Source organism: Azospirillum oleiclasticum (assembly GCF_013423485.1).
Taxonomy (GTDB): domain Bacteria; phylum Pseudomonadota; class Alphaproteobacteria; order Azospirillales; family Azospirillaceae; genus Azospirillum; species Azospirillum oleiclasticum.
In genome coordinates this window covers 77,374-97,350 of sequence record NZ_JABFFR010000011.1, presented here as the reverse complement: position 1 = coordinate 97,350, position 19,977 = coordinate 77,374, and the positions used below count along the sequence as shown (strand labels likewise).

Genomic DNA, 19,977 nt, shown 5'->3' with positions numbered 1-19,977 from the left:
TTGTGTTGTCCGGCTCAGGAAAGCCCCGAAAGGGCGCTGCCGCACAGCCGGTGTCCGCATCCCGTGCGTGGCAATCAAAAAGGCGGCAAGGGCAATGGGCAAGCGCATCGCGATCATCGGCGCCGGGGCGGTGGGGGGCTATCTCGGCGGGCATCTGGCGCGCACGGGCCAGGACGTCACGCTGATCGACCCCTGGCCCGAACATGTCGAGACCATCCGGCGCCAGGGGCTGCAACTCTCCGGCATGACGGAGGCGGAGGACTGCACGGTCGCGGTGCCGACGATGCACATCACCGAGGTGCAGGGCCTGTCCAAACAGCGCCCCATCGACATCGCCATCGTCGCTGCCAAGTCCTATGACACCGAATGGTCCACTGTCCTCATCCGGCCCTATCTGGCGGCCCAGGGCTACGTGGTGTCGGCGCAGAACTCCATCAACGAGGAGACCATCGCCGGCGTGGTCGGCTGGGGCCGCACGGTGGGCTGCATCCTCGCCAACAACTTCGCCGTCGACCTGTACGAGCCGGGCCGCATCCGCCGGACCATGCCGCTCGACCTCGACCACGCCTCGATCATCGTCGGCGAGGTGCATGGGCGGGTGACGCCCCGGGTGGAGGAGCTGCGCGCCCTGTTCGCCCCCATCGACGGCGCCGCGGCCACGACCAACCTGTGGGGCGTGCGCTGGTCCAAGCTGTGCGTGAACGGCATGCGCAACGGGGTCAGCGCCGCCACCGGCATGGGCGGCAACGCGCGCGACGCCCACCCCATCATCCGCCGCGTCGTCATCCGGCTGGGCGGCGAGGCGGTCAAGGTCGGGCGGGCGCTCGGCTACGATCTGGAGCGCATCACCGGCATCGAGCCCGGCCTGCTGCTCGCCGCGTCCGAAGGGGACGAGGCGGCGCTGGTGGCGGTCGAGGCGCACATGGTGAAGGGCACCAGCGCCCAGGCGCGCAGCAACCTGCAACGCCCGTCCATGGCGCAGGACATGGCGAAGGGCCGGCGCACGGAGATCGGCGAGCTGAACGGCTTCATCGTCGCCAAGGCCAAGGAAGCCGGCGTGACCGCACCCACCCACGAACGGCTGGTGGAGATCGTGCGCCGCGTCGAGCGCGGCGAGGTGGCGCCTTCCCCCGAGCTGCTGTACGACGTGTGACCGGCCGTGGCCGGGCCGGGGGAGAGGGAGTGGGAAGGGTGATGAACGCCTTGGTGCTGACCGAACGCATGGGATCCATCCTGCGCGTGACCATCAACCGGGCGGACAAGCGCAACGCGCTGAGCCGCGACACGCTGGTGGCGCTGAAGGCCGCGTTCGAGGCCCATGCCGGCGACAGGACGCTGACGGCGGCGGTGCTGACCGGGGCCGGCGACCGCGCCTTCGCCGCCGGCGGCGACCTGCACGAATTGCAGGGGCTGGTGACGGCGGAAGCCATCGAGGAGATGACCCTCCTGGCGCGCGCGGCACTCGACAGCGTGCGGCGCTTCCCGGTGCCGGTGGTGGCGGCGCTGAACGGCGACGCCTTCGGCGGCGGAGCGGAGCTGGCGATGGCCTGCGACCTGCGGCTCGCGGCTGCCCACATCCGCATCGCCTTCCTTCAGGGACGGCTCGCCATTCCCACCGCCTGGGGCGGCGGCATCGACCTGATGCGGCTGGTCGGCACGGCGCGGGCGATGGAGCTTCTGGCGTCCAGCCGCATGGTGCCGGCGGCCGAAGCCGTGGGCCTCGGGCTCGCCAGCGCCGTGGCGCCCGCCGACATCGCCTTCGACGCATTCATCATGGGCTGGCTGGAGGGCTGGAGCCACCAGCGGCCGCAGGTCATGCGCGCCTTCAAGGCGCAGGCCCTGGCCGAACGGCTGGGGTTGCCGCGTGCCGAGCGCGAGGCGGCCGAACTCGCCGGCTTCGTCGAGAGCTGGCTGCACGAGGATCATGTCGACGCCGCCGCGCGGGCGATCGCCGGAATGCGTTCGGCACCACGCTCCACCGGCTGACCCGCGCCCGACCCTGTTGACAGGGTGGCACCGCCCGACCAAGTTACATGAAACCCGGCGGAGGTTGTCATGGGCGCGGTGCGGAAGTCGTCACGCGAGAAGGTCAGGGCGCACCGCGCGCGGCTGCGGGCGCAAGGACTGCGTCCGGTGCAGATTTGGGTGCCGGACGTTCGGGCTCCGGGGTTCGCGGCCGAGGCCCGGCGGCAGTCCCTGGCCGTCGCCAACAGCCCGCAGGAGGCGGACGACCAAGCGTTCCTCGACTCCGTCGGGTGGGGTTCCCTGGGCGACGACGAATGAGGCGGGGGGACATCTGGACCCTTGCCGGGGGCCCGGACTACGCGGGGAAACCCCGCCCCGTCGTCATCCTGCAGGACGACCGTTTCAGCGGGACGGCATCGGTCACCGTCTGTCCGCTGACGAGCAACGAAACGCCCGCCCCCCTGTTCCGGCGCGTGGTGGAGCCGTCCGAGGCGAACGGCCTTGCCCGGCCGTCGCGCCTGATGGCCGACAAGCTGACGACGGTGCCACGCGCGAAGCTCGGGCGGCGGGTCGGTCGGCTCGAGGCCGAGCATGTGGCATGGATCGGGCAGGCGATGCTCGTCTTCCTCGGGTTCGCGGGAAGCCAGCCCGCCGACGACCCGGCCGGTGGGTGACCGACGCCGTATCGCCAATCCGTCAAGGCCACCCGGCATCACCCTGGACGCCGCTTCAGGTGCTCGACGAGGACGCGGAGCTTCGGCGCGACGTTGCGGCTGGGATAGTAGAGATAGAACCCGGCGAAGTATGGGCAGTAGTCCTCGAGGATGGCCACCAGTTCACCCCGGTCGATCAGGCGGCGGAAACTCTGTTCCATCCCGAAGGTGATGCCGACGCCGGCGGTGGCGAGCTTGATCATGAGCGCCATGTCGTTCGTCGTGATCTTCGGCGCGACGGCGACGCTGAACTCCTTCCCGCCTTCGGCGAATTCCCAGCGGTACGGGGCGGCCTTCGGCGACGGCCGCCAGCCGATGCAGACATGCGTCGCGAGTTGCGCCGGGTGTGACGGCACCCCGCAGCGGTCGCGGTAGGACGGCGCACAGACGGCCAGTTGCCGCTCGTCCCCCGCCACCGGCACCGCGATCATGTCCTGCTCGATCACCTCCCCCAGGCGCACGCCGGCGTCGAAGCCTTCCGCGACGATGTCGAACTCCTCGTCGGTCACGGTGATGTCGAGCTCCACCTCGGGGTTGCGCTCGATGAAGGCCGCGAGAAACGGCCCGGAGAGGAAGTGTTCGGCGATCGACGACACGGCGAGCCGCAACCGTCCACGCGGGCGTCCCTTCACCAGCTCCGTCCGTTCGAGCGCAGTGCGGATGTCGGCGACCGCCGGAGCGATCTCCGCATGCAGCCGTTCACCGGCCTCGGTCAGGCTGACGCTGCGCGTCGTACGCAGGACCAGGGCGATGCCGAGCTCCTCCTCCAGCCGCCGGATCGTCTGGCTGACGGCGGAGCGGGTCACGCCGAGCCGGTCGGCCGCGGCCCGGAAGCTCCGCTCCTCGGCGACCAGGGCGAAGGTGGCGAGTGCGTTGAGATCGGGTTCCATTAGTTAGAGCTGCTTACCAAGATGGTTATTGATTGTCGTCTTATCACGACAATGGCGCGGGTCCATCTTCGGGGCAAGCGTTTGCCCGTACCAACGGAACCTGCAAGGAGCCAGACCGATGACCATCGACAAAGTCGTCCTCATCACCGGCGCGTCCAGCGGCATCGGTGCCGGGATCGCCCGTGAGCTCGCCGCCGCCGGGGCGAGCGTCATGCTGGGCGCGCGGCGGGTGGAGCGGCTGGAGGCGCTCGCCGCCGAACTGAACGCCGCCGGGGGCAGGGTGCTGGCGCGCCCGCTCGACGTGACCGACCGGGCGAGCGTCGCCGCCTTCGCCGACGCGGCGCGCGAGGCCTGGGGGCGCGTGGACGTGATCGTCAACAACGCCGGTGTGATGCCCCTGTCCCTGATGGCCTCGATGAAGGTCGAGGAGTGGGAACGGATGGTCGATGTCAACATCAAGGGCGTGCTCTACGGCATCGCCGCCGTGCTGCCGGAGATGACCGCCCGTGGTTCGGGCCACATCATCAACATCGCGTCGATCGGCGCGCTCTCGGTCGTCCCGACGGCCGCCGTGTACTGCGCCACCAAACACGCCGTCCGCGCGATCTCCGACGGGCTGCGGCAGGAGAACAGGGCGCTGCGCGTCACCTGTGTCCATCCGGGCGTCGTGGAGAGCGAGCTTGCCGACACCATCACCGACCCGGTCGCCGCCGAGGCGATGCGGAGCTACCGCGCGATCGCGCTCAAGCCGGACGCCATCGCCCGCGCCGTCCGGTTCGCGATCGAGCAGCCCGACGACGTGGACGTGAACGAGATCGTCGTGCGTCCGACCGCCAGCACCTGAGGAGGTGATCATGACCTTGACCATGCCGGCATCCCTTCGCGATGCCGCCGCGGCCCTGCTCATCGCCGTGGCACCGGCCCCCGCCATCGCCGACAGCACGGAGGAGCGGCGCCAGCGCGGCGACGCCGTGATCCGCAGCCTCAACCACGGCCAGCCCCAGCCGGTGCTCGAAAGCATGCGGCGGGAGTTCCCCTTCCTGGCCGACGCTACGGAGGCCTACGCGCTCGGCGATGTCTGGTCGCGACCCGGCCTCGACAACCGGACGCGGCAGCTCTCCGCAGTGGCGGCCTTCGCCGCCACCGGACAGACGGCGCTGATGAAGGTCCACGCCGGCTACGCGCTCAACATCGGCGTCCCCGCGGATGAGCTGAAGGAAGTCGTCTACATGGTCACCGTGGTGGCCGGCTTCCCACGCGCCATCGAGGCGTCGCAGACGCTCTCCGAGCTTTTCGCCGAGCGGGCAGCCGCCCGGCCCGGGGGTGGGGGGACGACACCATGAGCCGTCTCCGACAACTCGCGCTCGTCGTCGCGCTCGCCCCCGCCGTCCTCATCCAACCGAAAGTCCAGGCCGCCATGAACACGCACCAGGCCTCCGCCGCCGACGCGCGGCAGAACCACCCCTACGTCGGCATGTGGGTCACCGCCGACTGGCATGTCCGTCACAATCTGCTGCCGAACGGCCGCTACGACGAGGCCCGCGGCGATCGGGAAAGCGCCTATCAGGGGCGCTACGAGGTCCGGGGCAACCACATCGACTATTGGGACGACACCGGCTTCACCGCCGACGGCACGTTCATCGACGGCGTGCTCCACCACGGCGGCATGATCCTGCATCGCCGGAAATGACGGAGCGGAGCATCGCCCTCATCCTCCGGCCGTAACCACCGTGCCGTCGGGACGCGTCAGGTACGCGGTCGCCTGGGGAGTCGCGGCGAGGAGGGCGGCGACCCGCGCGGGGGGCAGGACGCTGAGCGTCGTGGACAGCGCGTCCGCGGTGGTCGCGGTCGGTGCCACCACCGTCACCGAGCGCCAGTGGCCGGGGGAGGCGCCGGTTGCCGGATCGAACAGATGGGTGAACCGCCCACGCGGGCCGAAGCCGGTTCCATACCCGGCGGATGTGGCGACCGCCGCGTCCTCGATGGTCAGGGCAGGGGAGGGCGATCCCGGCCTGCCCACCCGTTCCAGCCCGACCGACCAGGGGCGCCCGTCCGGATGCCGGTCGAGCGCCCGCACCTCCCCCAGGTCCAACAGCACGTTGCGCATGCCATGCGCGCGCAGCAGGTCGGCAACCCGGTCGGTGATGCAGCCCTGGGCGATGCCGTTCAGGGTCACGGCCATGCCGCGCCGGTCGAACCACACCCGGTCCGACGCGATCCGCAGCCCGCGGTGTCCGACAAGGCGCAGGGTGGCGGTGACCGCGGACGGGGGCGGCCCCGCGGGATCGGCGCCCGGACGGCCGAAATGCGTGGCGTGGAGCTGCCAGAGCGGCTGCACCGTCACGTCGAAGGCGCCATCGCTTTGTTCGGACAGCATGGCGGCCTCAGACAGCAGGCGCACCAGATCGGCCGGCGGGTCGCGCAGCTCGCCGTCCCGGTTCAGGCGGGCGAGCGCGGAATCCGCGCGGTACAGGCTGAACACCCGCTCCAGCCGCGCGATCTCGTCGAGGCACAGGGCGATCAGCCGGTCGGCTTCCGCACTGTCGGGGTGGTGCAGGGTGATGCTGGCGGAGGCTCCCAGCGCGGTGCCTCGCCAGACCCGGAGCGCCGCTCCGGCCGCACGCGCGCCATTGGGCAGCAGCGCCAGACCGGCCGCCGCCGCACCGATGGCCAGCACGCGGCGGCGGGACAGGAGGCGTGTCATGACGCCCCCGGTGTCGGGTGCGCGCCGTGCTTCATCCCGCCGTCGTCCGCGGTGGCGGCCGGCTCCGCCTCCGGCCAGAGGATCGCGGTGTCCGGCACCTCGGCGAAGCGGACGACCCGGCCGCCATGCGACGCGGCGAAGCTTTGTGCCGCCGCCTCGTCGGCGAAGGGTGCGGGTTCGCTGGCCCCCATGCCGCCACGGAAGCGGCTGCCCAGCACGTACCACGCCTTGCGCGCTTCCACCCAGGCGGTCAGGTCGGGGTTGGCGGGGTCGGCGGCGCGGCCGAGGTCGGTGACGTAGATGGCGCGGACGTCCTTCGGCTCCTCCGGCAGCATGGTGAAGGCGAAGGTGTCGCGCACCGACGACATCCAGACCGGCCGGTCGCTGCCCTTCAGGATGATCTGACCCTTCGGGCCGGGATGGTCGACCAGGGTCATGCCGCAGTAATGACCGACCGCATCCTCCGTCACCACCTGCGGCAGCGGAAGCTCGTCGGACCCGCGGTCCTCCATGCAGGCGGACAGCGGGAGCAACAGCGTGGCGGCGAGCAGCGCCGCGGACAAGGGAGAGCGCATCAGATCTGCCTCCGGGAGAAGAGGAAGGACGCCAGCGCCAGCGGCCCGGCCACCCAGGCGGCGAGCACGGCCAGCAGGGCGGCGGGGGGCACCTGCACCTGCGCGGCGAGCCCCGCGGTGCCGGCGTACAGGCTGACGTTCTGGAAACCGGTCAGGTTGAACAGGCGGTAGGTGTCGGCGGGGTTGGCAAGCAGCAGCCAGTTGACGACCTCGGCCGTCACCGTACGCCCGCCGTCGGCGACCAGCAGCCCCAGCAGCCCCATGTCGTACAGCAGGACGAAGAGCAGCCAGATGGCGACGGCAAGGCCGGCCGCCGTGCCGCGGTCGCGCACGGCCGTGCTGGCGAGGTAGCCGAGGGCGGTGAAGGCGGCCCCCAGCAGCACGCTCGACCCGATCATCCCGCCGAGCGCCCGCCAGCCCTCCGCGTCGATTTCCGTGCCGGACAAGCGCAGCGCCAGCCCGGCGGCGCCGTAGCCCACCGTGGTGGCGATGGCGATGACCGTCGCGTGGCCCAGGAACTTGCCGAGCAGCACCTGCCACCGGGCCACCGGGTAGGACAGCAGCAGCGTCATCGTCCCGCGGTCGATCTCTCCCACCACGGCGTCGAAGGACAGCAGCAGGGCGATCAGGGGCAGCAGGAAGATGGTCAGGCTGGACAGGCTGACGATCGTCACCTCCAGCCGCCCGACCCCCACGGTGCCGGTGGGGGCGGCACCCAGGAAGGCCAGCGTCAGGGCCAGCGCCGCCATCAGCAGCGTGGTCGCCACGACCCAGCGGTTGCGGAGCGATTCGCGCAGCTCCTTGCCGGCGATGATGAGCATGCTGTGCATGGGTCTACTCCGCCGCGTCCTGACGCAGGAAATGGGCGTACATGTCGTCCAGGCTGGGCTGGACGATGTCGATGTCGGTCAGGGCCACCCCGGTGCAGGTGACGCGGCGGACCACATCCACCTTGTCGTCGTTGGCACAGACCAGCTCCACCACCCCGCCGGGCAGGCGGGTCAAGCCACCGGCCGCGGCGGCCAGCGCGCCGTACGCCTCCTCCGCCACCGTCAGGCGGATGCGTACGGGAAGCCGGGCGAGCGTGCGCAACGTGGAAAGCGAGCCTTCGGCCACCTTGCGGCCGCGGTTCATCACCACCACGCGGTCGGCCTGCCCCTCCAGCTCGGTCAACGCGTGGCTGCACAGCAGCACGGTCGCCCCGCCGTCGCGCCGCTCGCGCACGATGTCGTAGAAGCCCTGGCGCAGGGCGGGGTCGAGGCCGGTGGTCGGCTCGTCCAGGAACAGCACGCGCGGATCGCCGAGCAGCGCCTGGGCGAGACCGAGGCGCTGGCGCATGCCCTTGGAGTAGGTGCCGACGCGGCGCTTCGCGGCGGCGGGCTCCAGCCCCACCCGCTCCAGCAGGGCGTCGTTGCCGGCCCGCGCCAACCCTTTCAGGCGGGCGTAGAAGTCCAGGCACTCCCGCCCGGTCATGGCGGGGTGGAAGGCGACATTCTCCGGCAGGAAGCCGACGCGCCGCCGCACCTCCGCCGCCGCGGCGCTCGACGGGTCCGCCCCCAGCACGCGCAGGCTGCCCTCGGTCGGGGTGGTCAGGCCCAGCATCAGCTTGATCAGCGAGCTCTTGCCGGCACCGTTGTGGCCGACCATGGCGACGCACTCGCCGGCCCGCAGCGTCAGATCCACGTCGCGGACGGCGATCTGCCGGCCGTAGCGTTTGGTGAGGCCGGCGACGTCGATGGTGGTGTCGGTTGCGGTCATGGCTGGACCTTTCGTGTGGCGACCTGGACACCGGCGGCAGGCGGATTCATCAGGGGGGCGCTGTCGATGACGCCGCCGGGGTGCAGGGCGGGGAACTGCTTCTGCGCCCAGCGCACCACCTGCACGCCGGGACCGTTCATCAGCAGCTTGGCGGCGGGGTAGGCCCACATCACGCGGTCGATCACATCGTTGGGACGGTACGCCTCGTCCGCGATGCCGTCGCCGTTCAGGTCGAAGGCGGCGTTGTCGCTCCAGTAGTTGCCGCGCCCGCCGTACGACCAGTCGAGGTGACGGGTGCCGACGTATTTGACCTGGGTGCGGTTGTCGATGAAGGCGTTGCCGGTCAGGGTGTTGCGCTCGGACCCGGCGGTGAAGTGCACGCCGATCTCGCAGCCCTCGAACCGGTTGCCGGCGAAGCGGTTCTTGTTGGCGTTGTAGATGAAGACGCATTTCCAGGTGCCGAAGCGCCGGCCGCGGTCGGGGCCGTCCAGATCGCGCGGCATGTCCTTGTCGGCGACCGTCTCCCGCTCCGCCATGTCCCCGGCCTGGAAGCGGCCGGCGACCGTGTTGCCCTCGATCAGCGCGCTGTTGGCGTAGTTGAAAAGGAAGCCGTGCTCGCGGTCGCGCTCGGACCGGTTGTTCCGGATCGTCAGCTCGTTGGAGTACATGATGGCGTAGCCGACATCGTTGCCGACGGAGACGTTGTCCGACACCTCGCTCTGGTTCGTGTACATGTAGTGGACGGCGAAGCGCACCCGCTCGAACCGGTTGCCCTGGAACAGGTTGCGCTTGCTGGTGGTGACGAAGATGCCGTCGCGCCCGTCGCGCACCGTGTTGCCGATCACCCGCGTGCCCGGCGCGTTCCAGAGCTGGATGCCGTTGCCGCGCTCGCTGACCCGCAGATCCCTGCGCCCCTGCACGAGGTTGCCACGGACGAGGCTGTCCTTGGCGCCCCAGACATACACCCCGATCAGGTTGCCGGTGATGCGGTTGTCTTCGACCACCGCACCCTCGGCCTCCTTGCCCAGGAAGACGCCGGCGTGCTGGTCGAACAGGCTGGTGCCGGAGCCTTTGATCTCCAGCCCCCGGATGGTGACGCCGGGGGCGGTGACGTGGACGACGTGCCCCGTACCCGTACCGGCGACCACCGCACCCGGCTCGCCCGCCAGCGTCACCGGGACGGTGACGCGCACCGGGCCGTCGTGGGTGCCGGGGCGCAGCACCAGCACGTCGCCCGGGGACGCCGCCTCAAGCGCCGCCGCCAGCCCGCCGGGCGCCACCGGAACGGTGGCGGCCAGCGCCGGCGTGGCGAGGAGGAGAGGGGCGAGGAGGGGGAGGCGGTTGAGCACGGGGGTGTGTCCGCGGTTGGGGGGCGTGTTGGAGTTGGGCCCCCACCCAAACCCTCTCCCACTTCGCGGGGTAGGGTCGGGGTGGGGGCGCGACGCGACGACGTCCCTCGTCAGGTGTTGCGCGGCTCGACGATCATGCGGCCGCCCATTTCCATGTGCAGCGCGTGGCAGAACCACTGGCAGTAGTACCAGTGCACGCCCGGCCGGTCGGCGGTGAAGGTGACCGAGCTGGTCTGCTGCGGCCCGATCTCCATGGCGATGCCGTGGTTGGTCAGGGTGAAGCCGTGCGTCAGGTCGTCCACATCGTCCATGTTGGTGAGGTAGAGGGTGACCTCGTCGCCCTGCTTCACCGTGAACTCCTCCAGCCCGAAGGCGGGTGCGCGCTGCCACATGTAGACGCGGACCTTGTTGCCGTCGCGGATGACCGTGGCGTCGTCCTCAAGCGACACGCCGTCGGCCTTGGCCTGTTTGCGGGCGTCCTCCCACATCGGGTCGTTGCGGTCGAAGACGCTCTTCGGGTTCACCTTGGAACGGTGGACGATCAGCGTGTCGTGCGGCTCGGCGTAGGTCGGGCCGTCGTGCACCAGCTTCATCTCGTCGCCGGAGATGTCGATGAGCTGGTCGTTCTCCGGCTTGCTGGGACCCACGTTGAGGAAGCGGTCCTTGGAGAACTTGTTGAGCACGATCAGCCACTTGCCGTCGGCCTCCCTGGTCTGGCCCATGGAGCTGTGCAGATGGCCCGGCTGGTAGTGGACGTCGAGCTTCTGGACGATGGGATCGACCTTCTCGCCCTTGAAGGCGCGGCGCGCCTTGTCGATGTTCCACTTCACCACCTGGCTGTCCAGGAACAGGGTGGTGTAGGCGTTGCCGCGCCCGTCATAGGCGGTGTGCAGAGGCCCGAGGCCGAGCTGCGGCTCCGCCACGATCACGTCGCGGGGCTTGAGCTTGTCGTCGAAAAGGTCGTCCAGCAGACGCACGTCCATCACCGACACGGTCGGCGACAGCTTGCCGTTGACGGTCACGTGGATGCCGTCGGGGGCGGCGTTGATGCCGTGCGGGCTGTTGGGGATCGGGACGTAGCGGGTGAAGGGCGAGCCCTTGCGGCCATCGACGACCGGCACGCCGTTCATCATGGTGGCCTTGCCGGCCTTCACCGCCTCCTCGATGCGCTTGATGTTGAAGATGACGATCCAGTCCTGCTCGTTCGCCGTCATCTCCGCGGTCGTCACGCCGCCCTCGGAGTTGTAGCAGGTGGAATAGGCGTATTTGCCCTGGTAGTCGGCCTCGGTGTTGTCGAGGTTGCCGTCGACCCAGACCTGCCAGGCGACGGTCATGCTGTCGCCGTCGATGGCGGTGAAGTGGGTGCGGTACTTGCGGCGGTCATCCAGCACCTTGCCGTCGTTCGGCATGGGGATGAGCTGCTCGGCGTTGGCGAAGACGTAGCCGGTGCGCGGGTATTTCTGGAGGCGCAGGCCGTGGATCGCCGAGACGTTGGGAACCTCGATGATCTTGTCCGCCTTCATGATGTCGCAGCGCACGCGCACCACGCGGGTGTTCGCCTTGTCGTTGGCGAAGATGTAGCGCCCGTCGTAGGTGCCGTTGGTGAAGGACATGTGCGGGTGGTGCAGGTCACCGTTGAGATAGTTGCCGCCGCGGCTCTGCAGGAACTTCCGCGTGTCCTCGCCGAGCCCGCCGGTGAGGATCTTCAGGCTCTCGTTGGTCTGTCCCCAGCCGGACGCGCTGCAGCGGTTGAACACCGCGATGCGGTGCAGCTCGCGCATGCTGGGCAGGCCGAGGATGCGGATCTCGCCGGAATGGCCGCCGGAATGGAAGACGTAATATTCGTCCAGGTCGCCCGGCTTCACCTCGTAAGTCTGCTTGCCGGCCCCGGCCGCCTGCGCTTCGGTCGCGGTCAGGCCGCCGATGGTCAGCGCGCTGCCGCCGACCGCGCCCGTAAGGCCGGCCAGCGCCGCGGCCTTGGCGGTGCCGCCCAGAAGGTCGCGACGGTTGACGCCCGCCGGCTTGTCGTTGTGGTCCGTCATGGACTGCTCCTTCGCTCGTATCGTCTCAGGAAGAGGGGGTGTTCAGCGCGTGGCCCGGGCGGGCGGTCAAGGTGCCCGTCGCGGGGTCCGTCGACAGGACCGCCGCGCGGGGCTTGGCCGCCGAGGGGTCCGTCGCGTTCACGGCATCGCGGCGCTCGCGCTTCAGGCGCTTCTGGATCACCACCGGGCATTTGCGGTCGTGGTGGTAGAGCACCTGGCAGTGGAGGCACTGGATGCATTCGTTGGGGTTGATCCGGCCGTCGGGATGGATGGCCTGGACCGGGCATTCGTTGGCGCAGCGCCGGCACGGGTTGCCGCATTCCCGGTAGCGGTGCAGCCAGTCGAACATGCGCAGCCGGGCGGGAATGGCCAGTGCCGCACCCAGCGGGCACAGGTAGCGGCAGAAGAAGCGCTCGATGAACAGGCCGGCCGCCAGCAGCGCCACCGCGAACAGCACGAACCACCAGTCGCGCATGAAGTGCAGGATGATGGCCGTCTTGAACGGCTCCACCTCCGCCGCCCGCTCCGCCGTCGCCAGCGAATGCAGCGACAGGCCGAACAGCACGAGGAAGATCATGTACTTGATCGGCCACAGCCGCTGGTGGAGGCCGAAGGGCACGGTGACCTGCGGGATGCGCAGGGCCTTGGCGGCCTTGGTCGCCAGCTCCTGCAGGGCGCCGAACGGGCACAGCCAGCCGCAGAACGCCCCCCGCCCCCAGAACAGCAGCGACGCCGCCACCGAGAACCAGAGGATGAAGACCAGCGGGTCCATGAGGAAATAGTCCCACTGGAAGTCGGTGCGCAGCGCGCTGGCGAAGGTGAGGATGTTGACGACCGAAAGCTGGGCGTTCGCGTACCAGCCGAGCCACAACAGCGTGAAGAGCAGGAAGCCCGTGCGCACACGCTGGTACAGCACCGGGCGGCGAACCAGCGGATCCTGGAAGAAGAAGATCAGGGTCAGCACGCCGATGGCGGTGAGGACGACGGCGATGTCGGCCAGCCGGTTCTCCCAAATCCGCTGCCACAGCGGGATCTCGGCCGGTTCTTCGGCCGGCACCGCGGCGACGACGGCGGGCGGCGGCGGCACCACGGCAGCGACCGGTTCGGCCTTCAGGTACTTTTCGGGCGGGTTGTAACCCAGATCGACCGTCACGAAGGCCTTGTCGAGCGCCGCCACCGCCCGCTGGACGAGGAGCTGGAGGCGCCAGGGTGCGGCCGGGTCGAACTCCATCTCCTTGGGCAGGACGAACAGCCCGACCTCGGCGAAGTCCGGCGCGCCTGCGGCAGCGAAGGAACCCAGCCGCGTGTGGGTGCGGTCGCGGAAGCGGGTGCTGGCGTCGCCCTGGATCAGCTCGAACCGGTCGAAGATGCCGCCGCGCACATAGCCCGATCCCTTGAAGGAATAGCGCCCGTTGCCCGCCACCGCGATGGCGTGGCGACCCGGTTCCAGCCGCGCCACGAGCGCGTCGTACCCCGCGTCGCCCAGCAGGCTGCGGCCGATGGTGGGGATGGTGACGAGGGCTGCGTACAGATCGATGAAGCCGTCGTCCGGGCCGCCCGCTTCCGGCCGCGCAATGGCGTCGGCCCGGCCCGTGCGCTCGAAGGCGGCGTTCACGTCACCGACGGTCAGGTGCAGCCGCCGGACGGAGCCGTCGCCGACCAGCGTCTCCCAATCGGCCGTGCCGGTCTTCGTCGTGTCGATCGTCTTGCGGACCGTGGGCCCGGCATCGGTCGTGGCACCACCGAGCCCGAAGGCCTGGGCCACCCGTTTGCCGGAGCGCACGATGGAATCGCCGATGACCAGCACGGTCACGGTGGCGCCGGACACCACGTCCACCGGCGGACTGCTGGCGCTCTGGGCCGTCAGCTCCAGCACGCTGCGGCCGACATAGCCGTTGATGAAGGTGGTGATCTTGTCGAGCGGGATGCCGATGAGGACGATGGGCTCGTGATGGTCCACCAGCTTCGCCCCGGTGATGCGGGCGTCCGGCCCGATGCCGACCACCACATGGATCGGCCGGCCCGAATAGCCGGTGCTGTTGACGAAGTCGGCGTTGAGGAAGGCGTAGCCCAGCCGCCGGTCTCCGGCATACACCGCCACCGCCGGCGCGTTCGGCTCCAGAGGGCCGAAGCGGTCGGCACCGGGGAACAGCTCGGCCGGCGCAACCCTCGCCAGGAAGGTCGCCAGCTTCGGCTCCGCCGCTTGGACCGGCACGCACGGGAGTGCCGCCGCCAACACCGCCGCCAGCAGGGCGGCGATGACGGGAAGGCGGTGAAGGCGCCGAAGGATGGGGTGGATCGGAAGCGTCATGGGTGTGGGCCGGGTTCCGGTCGCCCCGGACCCGCCCATGGACGGGCGCCGATCGGGCGTAAACGCAGTAGACCGCATTCGGACCGCCCGGTTCTTGACTGCGGTCAAGTCGGCAGCAGGCGTCCCAATGGATGGTGGCGGCGTCTTCCGAACGGTGGGAACGGCAATGAGACAGCTTCTGAGACACGAGCCTTCCGTCCGCGCCACGACGCCGGCCGAACTCCTCGCCTTCGCAGCGGCGCTGGAGGCGGAGGCGGTGCGGCGCTACGGCCAATTGGCCGACCTGATGCACCGCCGCGGCATGGCCGCCCCCGCGGCGACATTCCGTGCGCTGGCGGAGGTGGAGCGGGATCATGTCGATGGCGTCGCCGCCTGGGCGCGGTCTCTCGGCCAGCCCCTTTCGGACCCGCAGGCCTTCACCTGGGCGCTGCCGCGGGAGATCGCGGAGTCCTGGGACGAGTTGACCGACCGCACGCGGATCACGCCCTATCAGGCGCTGGCGGTCGCCGTTCTCAACGAGATGCGGGCGTTCGCCGTCTACAGCTACATCGCGGGCACGACCGCCGATGCGGCGGCCCGCCGGGCCGCCGAACGGTTGGCGCTGGAGGAACTCGGCCACGCGGCCCTGCTCCGGCGCCAGCGACGGCGCGCGTTCCGGGACGGGTGGCGGGACAAGGAAGCGGGCGCAGTGCCGCTGGATGCCGCGGCGCTGCGGGCGCGGCTGTGCACCCTTGCCTCGACCGCGGCGTCACGGCACCGGTCCATCGCTATGGCGCTGGAGGCTGCCGGCGACGGAGAAAGCGCCGCACTGCTCAACACGGTGGCCGCGGAAGAGGCGGCGCTGGCGGGGGTCGACCCGATCCCCGATGCCGGCCCCGCCCGCGGTTCCGTGCCGGAACTCCTGCGCGAAGCACTGGGCCCCGGCGAGGTGCTGTCCGAGGCCATGGGCGATGCCGCCATGGCCGCCGGGGACGAGGCTGTCCTGGAGGAGGCCCAACGCGTCCAGGAGATCGCCGTCGGCCACCTCGCACGGCTGTCCGCGCGGCTGGTTGCCGTGGAAAGGGGGGACGCTATGCCTTCAGGTAGCGCAGGATCATGTCGGCCGCGTGCCGGCGCCGCTGTTCCAGACGGGCCGGGGTCATCAGCTCGGTCTTGAAGATCGCCTCGAAGGTGTGGCGGTGGGAGATGTAATGGGCTGACAGGGCGGTGATGGAGATGTAGAGGTCCACCGGGTCGATGCCGCCACGGAAGACGCCGGCCTCCTCCCCCCGCTTCAGCAGTTCGCAGATGGTCGCCAGCAGCGGGTTGTACATGGGCACGATGCGTTCGGACTGGCGGACGTGGCGGGCCTCGTGCAGGTTCTCGCTGGCGAGCAGGCGATTGTACTCCGGCACCTCCTCCCAGATGCGGGCGGTGAACTCCACCAGCGTGCGCATGCCCTCCTCCGGCGACATGCTGCGGATGGACAGGTCGCTCTGCCGGGCGCGGATGTTCTCGTAGACGCGCTCCAGCACCGCCGTGAAGAGCTGCTCCTTGCTGCCGAAATAATGGTAGAGCGAGTTCTTGTTCACCTGCGACACACGGATGATCTCGTCCACCCGCGCGCCGTCGTAACCCTTGTCGGCGAACTCCTGCGTCGCGGCCACCAGGATGCGCTCGCGGGTCGCCGCGGCGTCGCGCTTGGTCTCAGCCGCCGGCGCCGCTTCCGTCTCGGCCGCCTTCGCCTTGCTTCGTGATGCTGCCATCGTCGCCTTCCGTTCTCCCGCCAGACTACGCACCGACGACGATGTCGGCGGCCTGATCCCGCAGCCAGCGCAGCGCCGCGAAGGGCGTGATGCGGCTGGTGCGCGGGTTGTCCGCCGAGATCCGGTTTTCGACAACCATCGTGATGCGGGAGTCGGCCCCCTCCGCCTCTATCCGGTGACGCTTCGCCGTCGCCTGTGGATCGCCTACCAATTGCACCGTCACCCGGTCAAGCCCGACCGAGGCCAGGGCGATGGCGGCCGAGACGTTGGCCGAGGCGGGGAACAGCCGGCACGCCTCCCGCGCCGTGCCTTCGAACACCGGGACGGGGGCGGTGGCGTCGCGCAACGCGGCCTGCTGCCGTTCGTCCATCCAGGGCCGCAGCAGCGCGCCGCAGGTGGTGGTGGAGTGCAGGCGCACGCTGTCGATCGCGCCCGCCTCCCGCAGCGCCTTCAGCGCGTCGAGCCCACCGACCGCCCCGGTGCTGAGCAGCAGCCGGCCACCGCCGCGCGCGGCCCCGTGCAGGACGGCCTCGAGCTCCGCGTCGGCGAGCGCGCCGATGGAGAAGACCAGCAGGTCGATGCCGGCGCGCAGCACCGCCTCCCCATGCTGGCGCAACGCGTCCTGGCCCGCCGCCTCGATCACCAGCGACGGGCGGGCGGCGAGAAGGGCCTCAAGACGGTCGGTCTCGTACTCCTTGGCCGGGCTCCGCACGAGGACGGATCCCAGCCGGTGGCCGGGCACCGAACCGGCGGCCAGCGCCTCGATGATGGGGCCACCGATCGCCCCGCGGCCGATCAGCCCGACCGTCGCCATGTCCCGGCGCATCCTTGATTCTCCCCCGACTTTCCGCAGCGCGCGGGCGTGCGCCCGGCGCCGGCCGTTTCCGTTTGACACCGATTATCTAACTGGTTAGTTATAAACAAGCAAGACAATCAGCCCGCGGCCGCATGCGCCAGCGGGTCGCAGGGACACCGGAGGGTCAGAGGCGCATGGCGCAGCACGCGCGCAGCATACCACGCCTGCATTCGGCGGTCGCCGGTTCCCCGTTCCAGGGCGCGTCCGCCGGCGACGACATCATGGTCATCGACCCCTGGCGGGACGAGCCCGTCCACCGCCTTGCCCGTGGCGGGGCGGACGCGGTGAACGCCGCCGTCGCGCGGGCGCGGGAAGCCTTCCTGGCGAGCCGCTGGGAGAGCCGGGCGACGCGCGCCGGCTGGCTGCTGGCCGCCGCCGACGCCATCGCCGCCGCAGCCCCCGCGCTGACCGACCTGATGGTGCGCGCCATCGGCAAACCGCGACGCGCCGCCGGTTTCGAGGTCGGCCGTTCGGCGGCCTTCATCCGGGCCTGCGCCGGTGCCATCCATCATCTGCATGGGGAAACGGTGCCGCTCGACGGCACGCCCGCCGGTGCCGGCCGCTTCGGCTTTGCCGAACGGGTGCCGCTGGGCGTCGTCGCCGCCGTCACGCCCTTCAACGCGCCGGCCAACCTGTTGGTCCAGAAGGTGGCGCCGGCCATCGTCACCGGCAACGCCGTGGTCGTCAAGCCGGCGCCCGAGGGCGCCGCCGTGGCGCTGGAGATCGCCCGGCTGTTCGCCGAAGCCGGCCTGCCGGCGGGCTTGTTCTCGGTCGTGCTCGGCGGGGCGGAGGAGGCGCTGGCGCTCGCCGCCCATCCCGACGTGGCGGTGGTGACGGTCACCGGCGGCACCGCCGCCGGCGAGGCGCTGGCGCGGGCCGCCGGTGCCAAGCGCTTCCTGGGCGAGCTGGGTGGCAACTCCCCCAATATCGTCTGCGCCGACGCCGACCTGCCCGACGCGGTCGCCCGCATCCTTCCCTCCGCCTTCGAGGCGAGCGGCCAGCAGTGCATCTCCACCCAGCGCATCATCGTGGAGGAGCCGCTGTTCGACGCCTTCGCCGAGGCCTTCGTGGAAGGCGCCCGACGCCTGAAGGCCGGCGATCCCGACGACCCCGACACCGACCTCGGGCCCGTGGTGCACGCGCGCGCCGCCGACCGCATCTGCGGGATGATCGACGCCGCCGTCGCCGACGGCGCCCGGCTGCTGACCGGTCCCGACCGCCGCGGCTGCCTGATCGCGCCGACGGTGGTAAGCCGCGCGCCGCAAGCCTCCGTCCTGGTCCGCGAGGAGATCTTCGGGCCGGTGGCCGTGCTGCTGCCGGTGCCCGACGTGGATGCGGCGCTGGCGCTCGCCAACGACTGCGAGTACGGGCTCCAGGGCGCCTGCTTCACCCGCTCCCTCGACACCGCCATGCGGATGAGCCGCGAGCTTCAGGTCGGCTCGGTCTGGATCAACGAGGCCAGCCGCTTCCGGCTCGACAGCTACCCGTTCGGCGGCTTCGGCAAAAGCGGCACCGGGCGCGAGGGCGTGACCTACGCGATGGAAGAATGCACGACCTGGAAGTTCACCGGCATGCGCCTGTCGGCGGGCCGATGAGCGCCGCCGTGACCTCCCGCAACACGGTGACGGGCGCCGTCGTCACCGCCGCGGTGCCCGCCGCCGCCGAGGCCGGCATCGCGGCGCTGGCCGACGGCGGCAACGCCTTCGACGCCGCCGTCGCCGCGGCCATGGTGGAAACGGTCTGGCTGCCGATGAAGTGCGGGCTGGCCGGCGACGTGGTGGCGCTGGTCCAGGCGGCCGGCGGGCCGGTTCAGGCGCTGCTCTCCATCGGCCCCGGCCCGGCGGCGCTCGACGACCCCGGCGCCCCGCGGCTCACTCCGACGGGCCCGGCATCCGTCGGAGCTCCCGGCGCGCCGGCCGGTTACGCGTGGCTGGCGGAGCGCGGGATGCTGCCGCTCGACCGGTTGGTCGCGCCGGCCATCGGTATGGCGCGGCGGGGGGTGACGTGGCTGCCCATCGCCGTGACCCTCACCAAAGAGGCCGAGCCGCTGCTGCGGCGCTGGAACGGAGCGATGCCCTTCCTGCCCGACGGCCGGCTGCCGGCTGCGGGCGAGGCGCTGCACCTGCCACGGGCTGCGGACCTGCTGGACGCCTTCGCCGTCGAGCGCGGCGCGCTGTTCCACGGCGCCATCGGCGACGCGCTGCTGGCGCGGCTGGGTCCGGCCGGCGGGTTGCTGAGCGCAGCCGACCTGCGCGCGCCCGCCGCCGAACCGGAGGAGCCTCTGCGCGTGGTGTTGGCGCCGGGCGTGGAGCTGTGGGCGACGCCGCACCCCACCCACGGTGCGGTGCTCGCCAACGCCCTGGCGGGCGCCCTCGCCGAAGGCATGGCCCCGCTCGACGCGCTGCACGCCGCCCGCGCCCGCTTCGACGCGCGGGCGACCGGCGGCACCAGCGTGGTCACCGCCGCCGACACGCTGGGCAACCGGGTGGTGCTGGTCCATTCCAACTCCTTCCCGCAATACGGGGCGGGGGTTGTCGTGGACGAGTTCGACCTCGTGCTCAACAACCGGCCCGGCCGCGGCTTCGCGCTCGACGCCCCGGCCGGCCACTGGAACGCGCCGCGCGCCGGCCGCCGTCCGGCGACGACGCTGCACGCCTGGCACCTGCGCACCGGAGCCGCGTCCTTCTGGGGCGGTACACCGGGCGGGGAGAACCAGGCCGGCTGGAACCTCCAGTCCATCCTCGCCCTGCTCGACAACGGCGGTGACCCGCTGGACGCCGTGCTGCGCCCGCGCTGGGGCTTCGCCAAGGACGGCGGGCTGATGGTCGAGGAGGACCACCCGCAGGCCGCGGCGCTGGGTGGAAAGCCTGTCCCCCATCTCGGCCTGCGGTCCGTCGAACAGGTCATCGCCGATCGGCCGGACGGCCTGTCGGCCGCCGCCGACCCGCGCACCGGCGCCCTGGCCCTCGCCTTCGGCGACGCCGCGGCGCTCCGCTGACGCGGACCGGCACCACCGGACAAACACCGGCCGGACAAACACCGGCCAAACAAACACCGAAAGGAATCACC

At 71.0% G+C, this 19,977-nt stretch carries 20 protein-coding genes; 10 read left to right on the top strand and 10 right to left on the bottom strand.

Features of this window, described 5'->3' with window-relative positions; all coding sequences use genetic code 11:
- Positions 1–94: 94 nt before the first annotated feature.
- The 4 genes from HL658_RS14310 to HL658_RS14295 all read left to right on the top strand — a co-directional run bounded on the left by HL658_RS14310 (position 95) and on the right by HL658_RS14295 (position 2,639).
- Positions 95–1,153, top strand: coding sequence for a ketopantoate reductase family protein (locus HL658_RS14310; RefSeq protein WP_180282771.1), 1,059 nt, complete (start codon positions 95–97; stop codon positions 1,151–1,153).
- Positions 1,154–1,194: 41 nt separating this feature from the next.
- Positions 1,195–1,986 (top strand): enoyl-CoA hydratase/isomerase family protein, encoded by a 792-nt coding sequence (locus HL658_RS14305; protein WP_246337613.1) that lies wholly within the window; start codon positions 1,195–1,197, stop codon positions 1,984–1,986.
- Positions 1,987–2,055: 69 nt separating this feature from the next.
- Positions 2,056–2,283, top strand: coding sequence for an antitoxin MazE family protein (locus HL658_RS14300; RefSeq protein ID WP_180282769.1), 228 nt, complete (start codon positions 2,056–2,058; stop codon positions 2,281–2,283).
- Positions 2,280–2,639 carry a type II toxin-antitoxin system PemK/MazF family toxin gene (locus HL658_RS14295; protein WP_180282768.1) on the top strand — a complete coding sequence of 120 codons (360 nt, stop codon included), beginning with the start codon at positions 2,280–2,282 and terminating at the stop codon, positions 2,637–2,639. The genes HL658_RS14300 and HL658_RS14295 overlap by 4 nt, the downstream gene beginning before the upstream one ends.
- Before the next feature lie 38 nt (positions 2,640–2,677).
- Here the strand turns inward: HL658_RS14295 and HL658_RS14290 are convergent, their stop codons facing one another.
- Positions 2,678–3,568: a LysR family transcriptional regulator gene (locus HL658_RS14290; protein ID WP_180282767.1), complete on the bottom strand. Its 891-nt coding sequence runs from the start codon at positions 3,566–3,568 to the stop codon at positions 2,678–2,680.
- A 118-nt stretch (positions 3,569–3,686) separates the two neighbouring features.
- Between HL658_RS14290 and HL658_RS14285 the strand changes: the two genes are divergently transcribed.
- The 3 genes from HL658_RS14285 to HL658_RS37095 are packed head-to-tail and all read left to right on the top strand — an operon-like array spanning position 3,687 to position 5,258.
- Positions 3,687–4,412: an SDR family oxidoreductase gene (locus HL658_RS14285; protein WP_180282766.1), complete on the top strand. Its 726-nt coding sequence runs from the start codon at positions 3,687–3,689 to the stop codon at positions 4,410–4,412.
- Positions 4,413–4,422: 10 nt separating this feature from the next.
- On the top strand, positions 4,423–4,911 hold the full coding sequence (locus HL658_RS14280; protein WP_180282765.1) for a carboxymuconolactone decarboxylase family protein: 489 nt from the start codon (positions 4,423–4,425) through the stop codon (positions 4,909–4,911).
- Positions 4,908–5,258 (top strand): Atu4866 domain-containing protein, encoded by a 351-nt coding sequence (locus HL658_RS37095; protein WP_180282764.1) that lies wholly within the window; start codon positions 4,908–4,910, stop codon positions 5,256–5,258. The genes HL658_RS14280 and HL658_RS37095 overlap by 4 nt, the downstream gene beginning before the upstream one ends.
- Positions 5,259–5,276: 18 nt before the next feature.
- On the opposite strand, the gene HL658_RS14270 is transcribed toward HL658_RS37095, so the two are convergent.
- The 7 genes from HL658_RS14270 to HL658_RS14240 form a co-directional block, all read right to left on the bottom strand.
- Positions 5,277–6,272 carry an FAD:protein FMN transferase gene (locus HL658_RS14270; protein WP_180282763.1) on the bottom strand — a complete coding sequence of 332 codons (996 nt, stop codon included), beginning with the start codon at positions 6,270–6,272 and terminating at the stop codon, positions 5,277–5,279.
- Entirely contained in the window at positions 6,269–6,847 is a 579-nt protein-coding gene (locus HL658_RS14265) for a nitrous oxide reductase accessory protein NosL (RefSeq protein ID WP_180282762.1), read from the bottom strand. The genes HL658_RS14270 and HL658_RS14265 overlap by 4 nt, the downstream gene beginning before the upstream one ends.
- Entirely contained in the window at positions 6,847–7,677 is an 831-nt protein-coding gene (locus tag HL658_RS14260; RefSeq protein ID WP_180282761.1) for an ABC transporter permease, read from the bottom strand. The genes HL658_RS14265 and HL658_RS14260 overlap by 1 nt, the downstream gene beginning before the upstream one ends.
- 4 nt (positions 7,678–7,681) lie before the next feature.
- Positions 7,682–8,605, bottom strand: a complete 924-nt coding sequence (locus HL658_RS14255) for an ABC transporter ATP-binding protein (protein WP_180282760.1) — start codon at positions 8,603–8,605, stop codon at positions 7,682–7,684.
- Positions 8,602–9,954 carry a nitrous oxide reductase family maturation protein NosD gene (locus HL658_RS14250; RefSeq protein ID WP_343055106.1) on the bottom strand — a complete coding sequence of 451 codons (1,353 nt, stop codon included), beginning with the start codon at positions 9,952–9,954 and terminating at the stop codon, positions 8,602–8,604. Before HL658_RS14250 ends, HL658_RS14255 begins: the two co-directional genes overlap by 4 nt.
- Before the next feature lie 110 nt (positions 9,955–10,064).
- Positions 10,065–11,996, bottom strand: a complete 1,932-nt coding sequence (gene nosZ, locus HL658_RS14245; RefSeq protein ID WP_180282759.1) for a TAT-dependent nitrous-oxide reductase — start codon at positions 11,994–11,996, stop codon at positions 10,065–10,067.
- Positions 11,997–12,021: 25 nt separating this feature from the next.
- Entirely contained in the window at positions 12,022–14,307 is a 2,286-nt protein-coding gene (locus HL658_RS14240; RefSeq protein WP_180282758.1) for a NosR/NirI family protein, read from the bottom strand.
- A gap of 166 nt (positions 14,308–14,473) precedes the next feature.
- Between HL658_RS14240 and HL658_RS14235 the strand changes: the two genes are divergently transcribed.
- On the top strand, positions 14,474–15,463 hold the full coding sequence (locus tag HL658_RS14235) for a ferritin family protein (RefSeq protein ID WP_180282757.1): 990 nt from the start codon (positions 14,474–14,476) through the stop codon (positions 15,461–15,463).
- On the opposite strand, the gene HL658_RS14230 is transcribed toward HL658_RS14235, so the two are convergent.
- Positions 15,378–16,052, bottom strand: coding sequence for a TetR/AcrR family transcriptional regulator (locus HL658_RS14230; RefSeq protein ID WP_180282756.1), 675 nt, complete (start codon positions 16,050–16,052; stop codon positions 15,378–15,380). The genes HL658_RS14235 and HL658_RS14230 overlap by 86 nt on opposite strands.
- Positions 16,053–16,077: 25 nt before the next feature.
- On the bottom strand, positions 16,078–16,878 hold the full coding sequence (locus HL658_RS14225; protein ID WP_180282755.1) for an aspartate dehydrogenase domain-containing protein: 801 nt from the start codon (positions 16,876–16,878) through the stop codon (positions 16,078–16,080).
- A gap of 164 nt (positions 16,879–17,042) precedes the next feature.
- Between HL658_RS14225 and HL658_RS14220 the strand changes: the two genes are divergently transcribed.
- The gene (locus HL658_RS14220) at positions 17,043–18,503 is read left to right on the top strand and encodes an aldehyde dehydrogenase family protein (RefSeq protein ID WP_180282754.1); all 1,461 of its coding nucleotides are present in this window, start codon (positions 17,043–17,045) and stop codon (positions 18,501–18,503) included.
- Complete coding sequence (locus HL658_RS14215) at positions 18,500–19,906, top strand: gamma-glutamyltransferase (protein ID WP_180282753.1); 1,407 nt, start codon at positions 18,500–18,502, stop codon at positions 19,904–19,906. The genes HL658_RS14220 and HL658_RS14215 overlap by 4 nt, the downstream gene beginning before the upstream one ends.
- Positions 19,907–19,977: the final 71 nt, after the last annotated feature.

Bases quoted from the DNA above. Each gene is read 5' to 3' on its own strand.
- HL658_RS14285 (WP_180282766.1), top strand. From the start codon at position 3,687: ATGACCATCGACAAAGTCGTCCTCATCACCGGCGCGTCCAGCGGCATC.
- HL658_RS14260 (WP_180282761.1), bottom strand. From the start codon at position 7,677: ATGCACAGCATGCTCATCATCGCCGGCAAGGAGCTGCGCGAATCGCTC.
- HL658_RS14235 (WP_180282757.1), top strand. From the start codon at position 14,474: ATGAGACAGCTTCTGAGACACGAGCCTTCCGTCCGCGCCACGACGCCG.
- HL658_RS14280 (WP_180282765.1), top strand. From the start codon at position 4,423: ATGACCTTGACCATGCCGGCATCCCTTCGCGATGCCGCCGCGGCCCTG.
- HL658_RS37095 (WP_180282764.1), top strand. From the start codon at position 4,908: ATGAGCCGTCTCCGACAACTCGCGCTCGTCGTCGCGCTCGCCCCCGCC.
- HL658_RS14220 (WP_180282754.1), top strand. From the start codon at position 17,043: ATGGCGCAGCACGCGCGCAGCATACCACGCCTGCATTCGGCGGTCGCC.
- HL658_RS14310 (WP_180282771.1), top strand. From the start codon at position 95: ATGGGCAAGCGCATCGCGATCATCGGCGCCGGGGCGGTGGGGGGCTAT.
- HL658_RS14270 (WP_180282763.1), bottom strand. From the start codon at position 6,272: ATGACACGCCTCCTGTCCCGCCGCCGCGTGCTGGCCATCGGTGCGGCG.
- HL658_RS14255 (WP_180282760.1), bottom strand. From the start codon at position 8,605: ATGACCGCAACCGACACCACCATCGACGTCGCCGGCCTCACCAAACGC.
- HL658_RS14240 (WP_180282758.1), bottom strand. From the start codon at position 14,307: ATGACGCTTCCGATCCACCCCATCCTTCGGCGCCTTCACCGCCTTCCC.
- HL658_RS14295 (WP_180282768.1), top strand. From the start codon at position 2,280: ATGAGGCGGGGGGACATCTGGACCCTTGCCGGGGGCCCGGACTACGCG.
- nosZ (WP_180282759.1), bottom strand. From the start codon at position 11,996: ATGACGGACCACAACGACAAGCCGGCGGGCGTCAACCGTCGCGACCTT.
- HL658_RS14300 (WP_180282769.1), top strand. From the start codon at position 2,056: ATGGGCGCGGTGCGGAAGTCGTCACGCGAGAAGGTCAGGGCGCACCGC.
- HL658_RS14225 (WP_180282755.1), bottom strand. From the start codon at position 16,878: ATGCGCCGGGACATGGCGACGGTCGGGCTGATCGGCCGCGGGGCGATC.
- HL658_RS14290 (WP_180282767.1), bottom strand. From the start codon at position 3,568: ATGGAACCCGATCTCAACGCACTCGCCACCTTCGCCCTGGTCGCCGAG.
- HL658_RS14265 (WP_180282762.1), bottom strand. From the start codon at position 6,847: ATGCGCTCTCCCTTGTCCGCGGCGCTGCTCGCCGCCACGCTGTTGCTC.
- HL658_RS14230 (WP_180282756.1), bottom strand. From the start codon at position 16,052: ATGGCAGCATCACGAAGCAAGGCGAAGGCGGCCGAGACGGAAGCGGCG.
- HL658_RS14215 (WP_180282753.1), top strand. From the start codon at position 18,500: ATGAGCGCCGCCGTGACCTCCCGCAACACGGTGACGGGCGCCGTCGTC.
- HL658_RS14305 (WP_246337613.1), top strand. From the start codon at position 1,195: ATGAACGCCTTGGTGCTGACCGAACGCATGGGATCCATCCTGCGCGTG.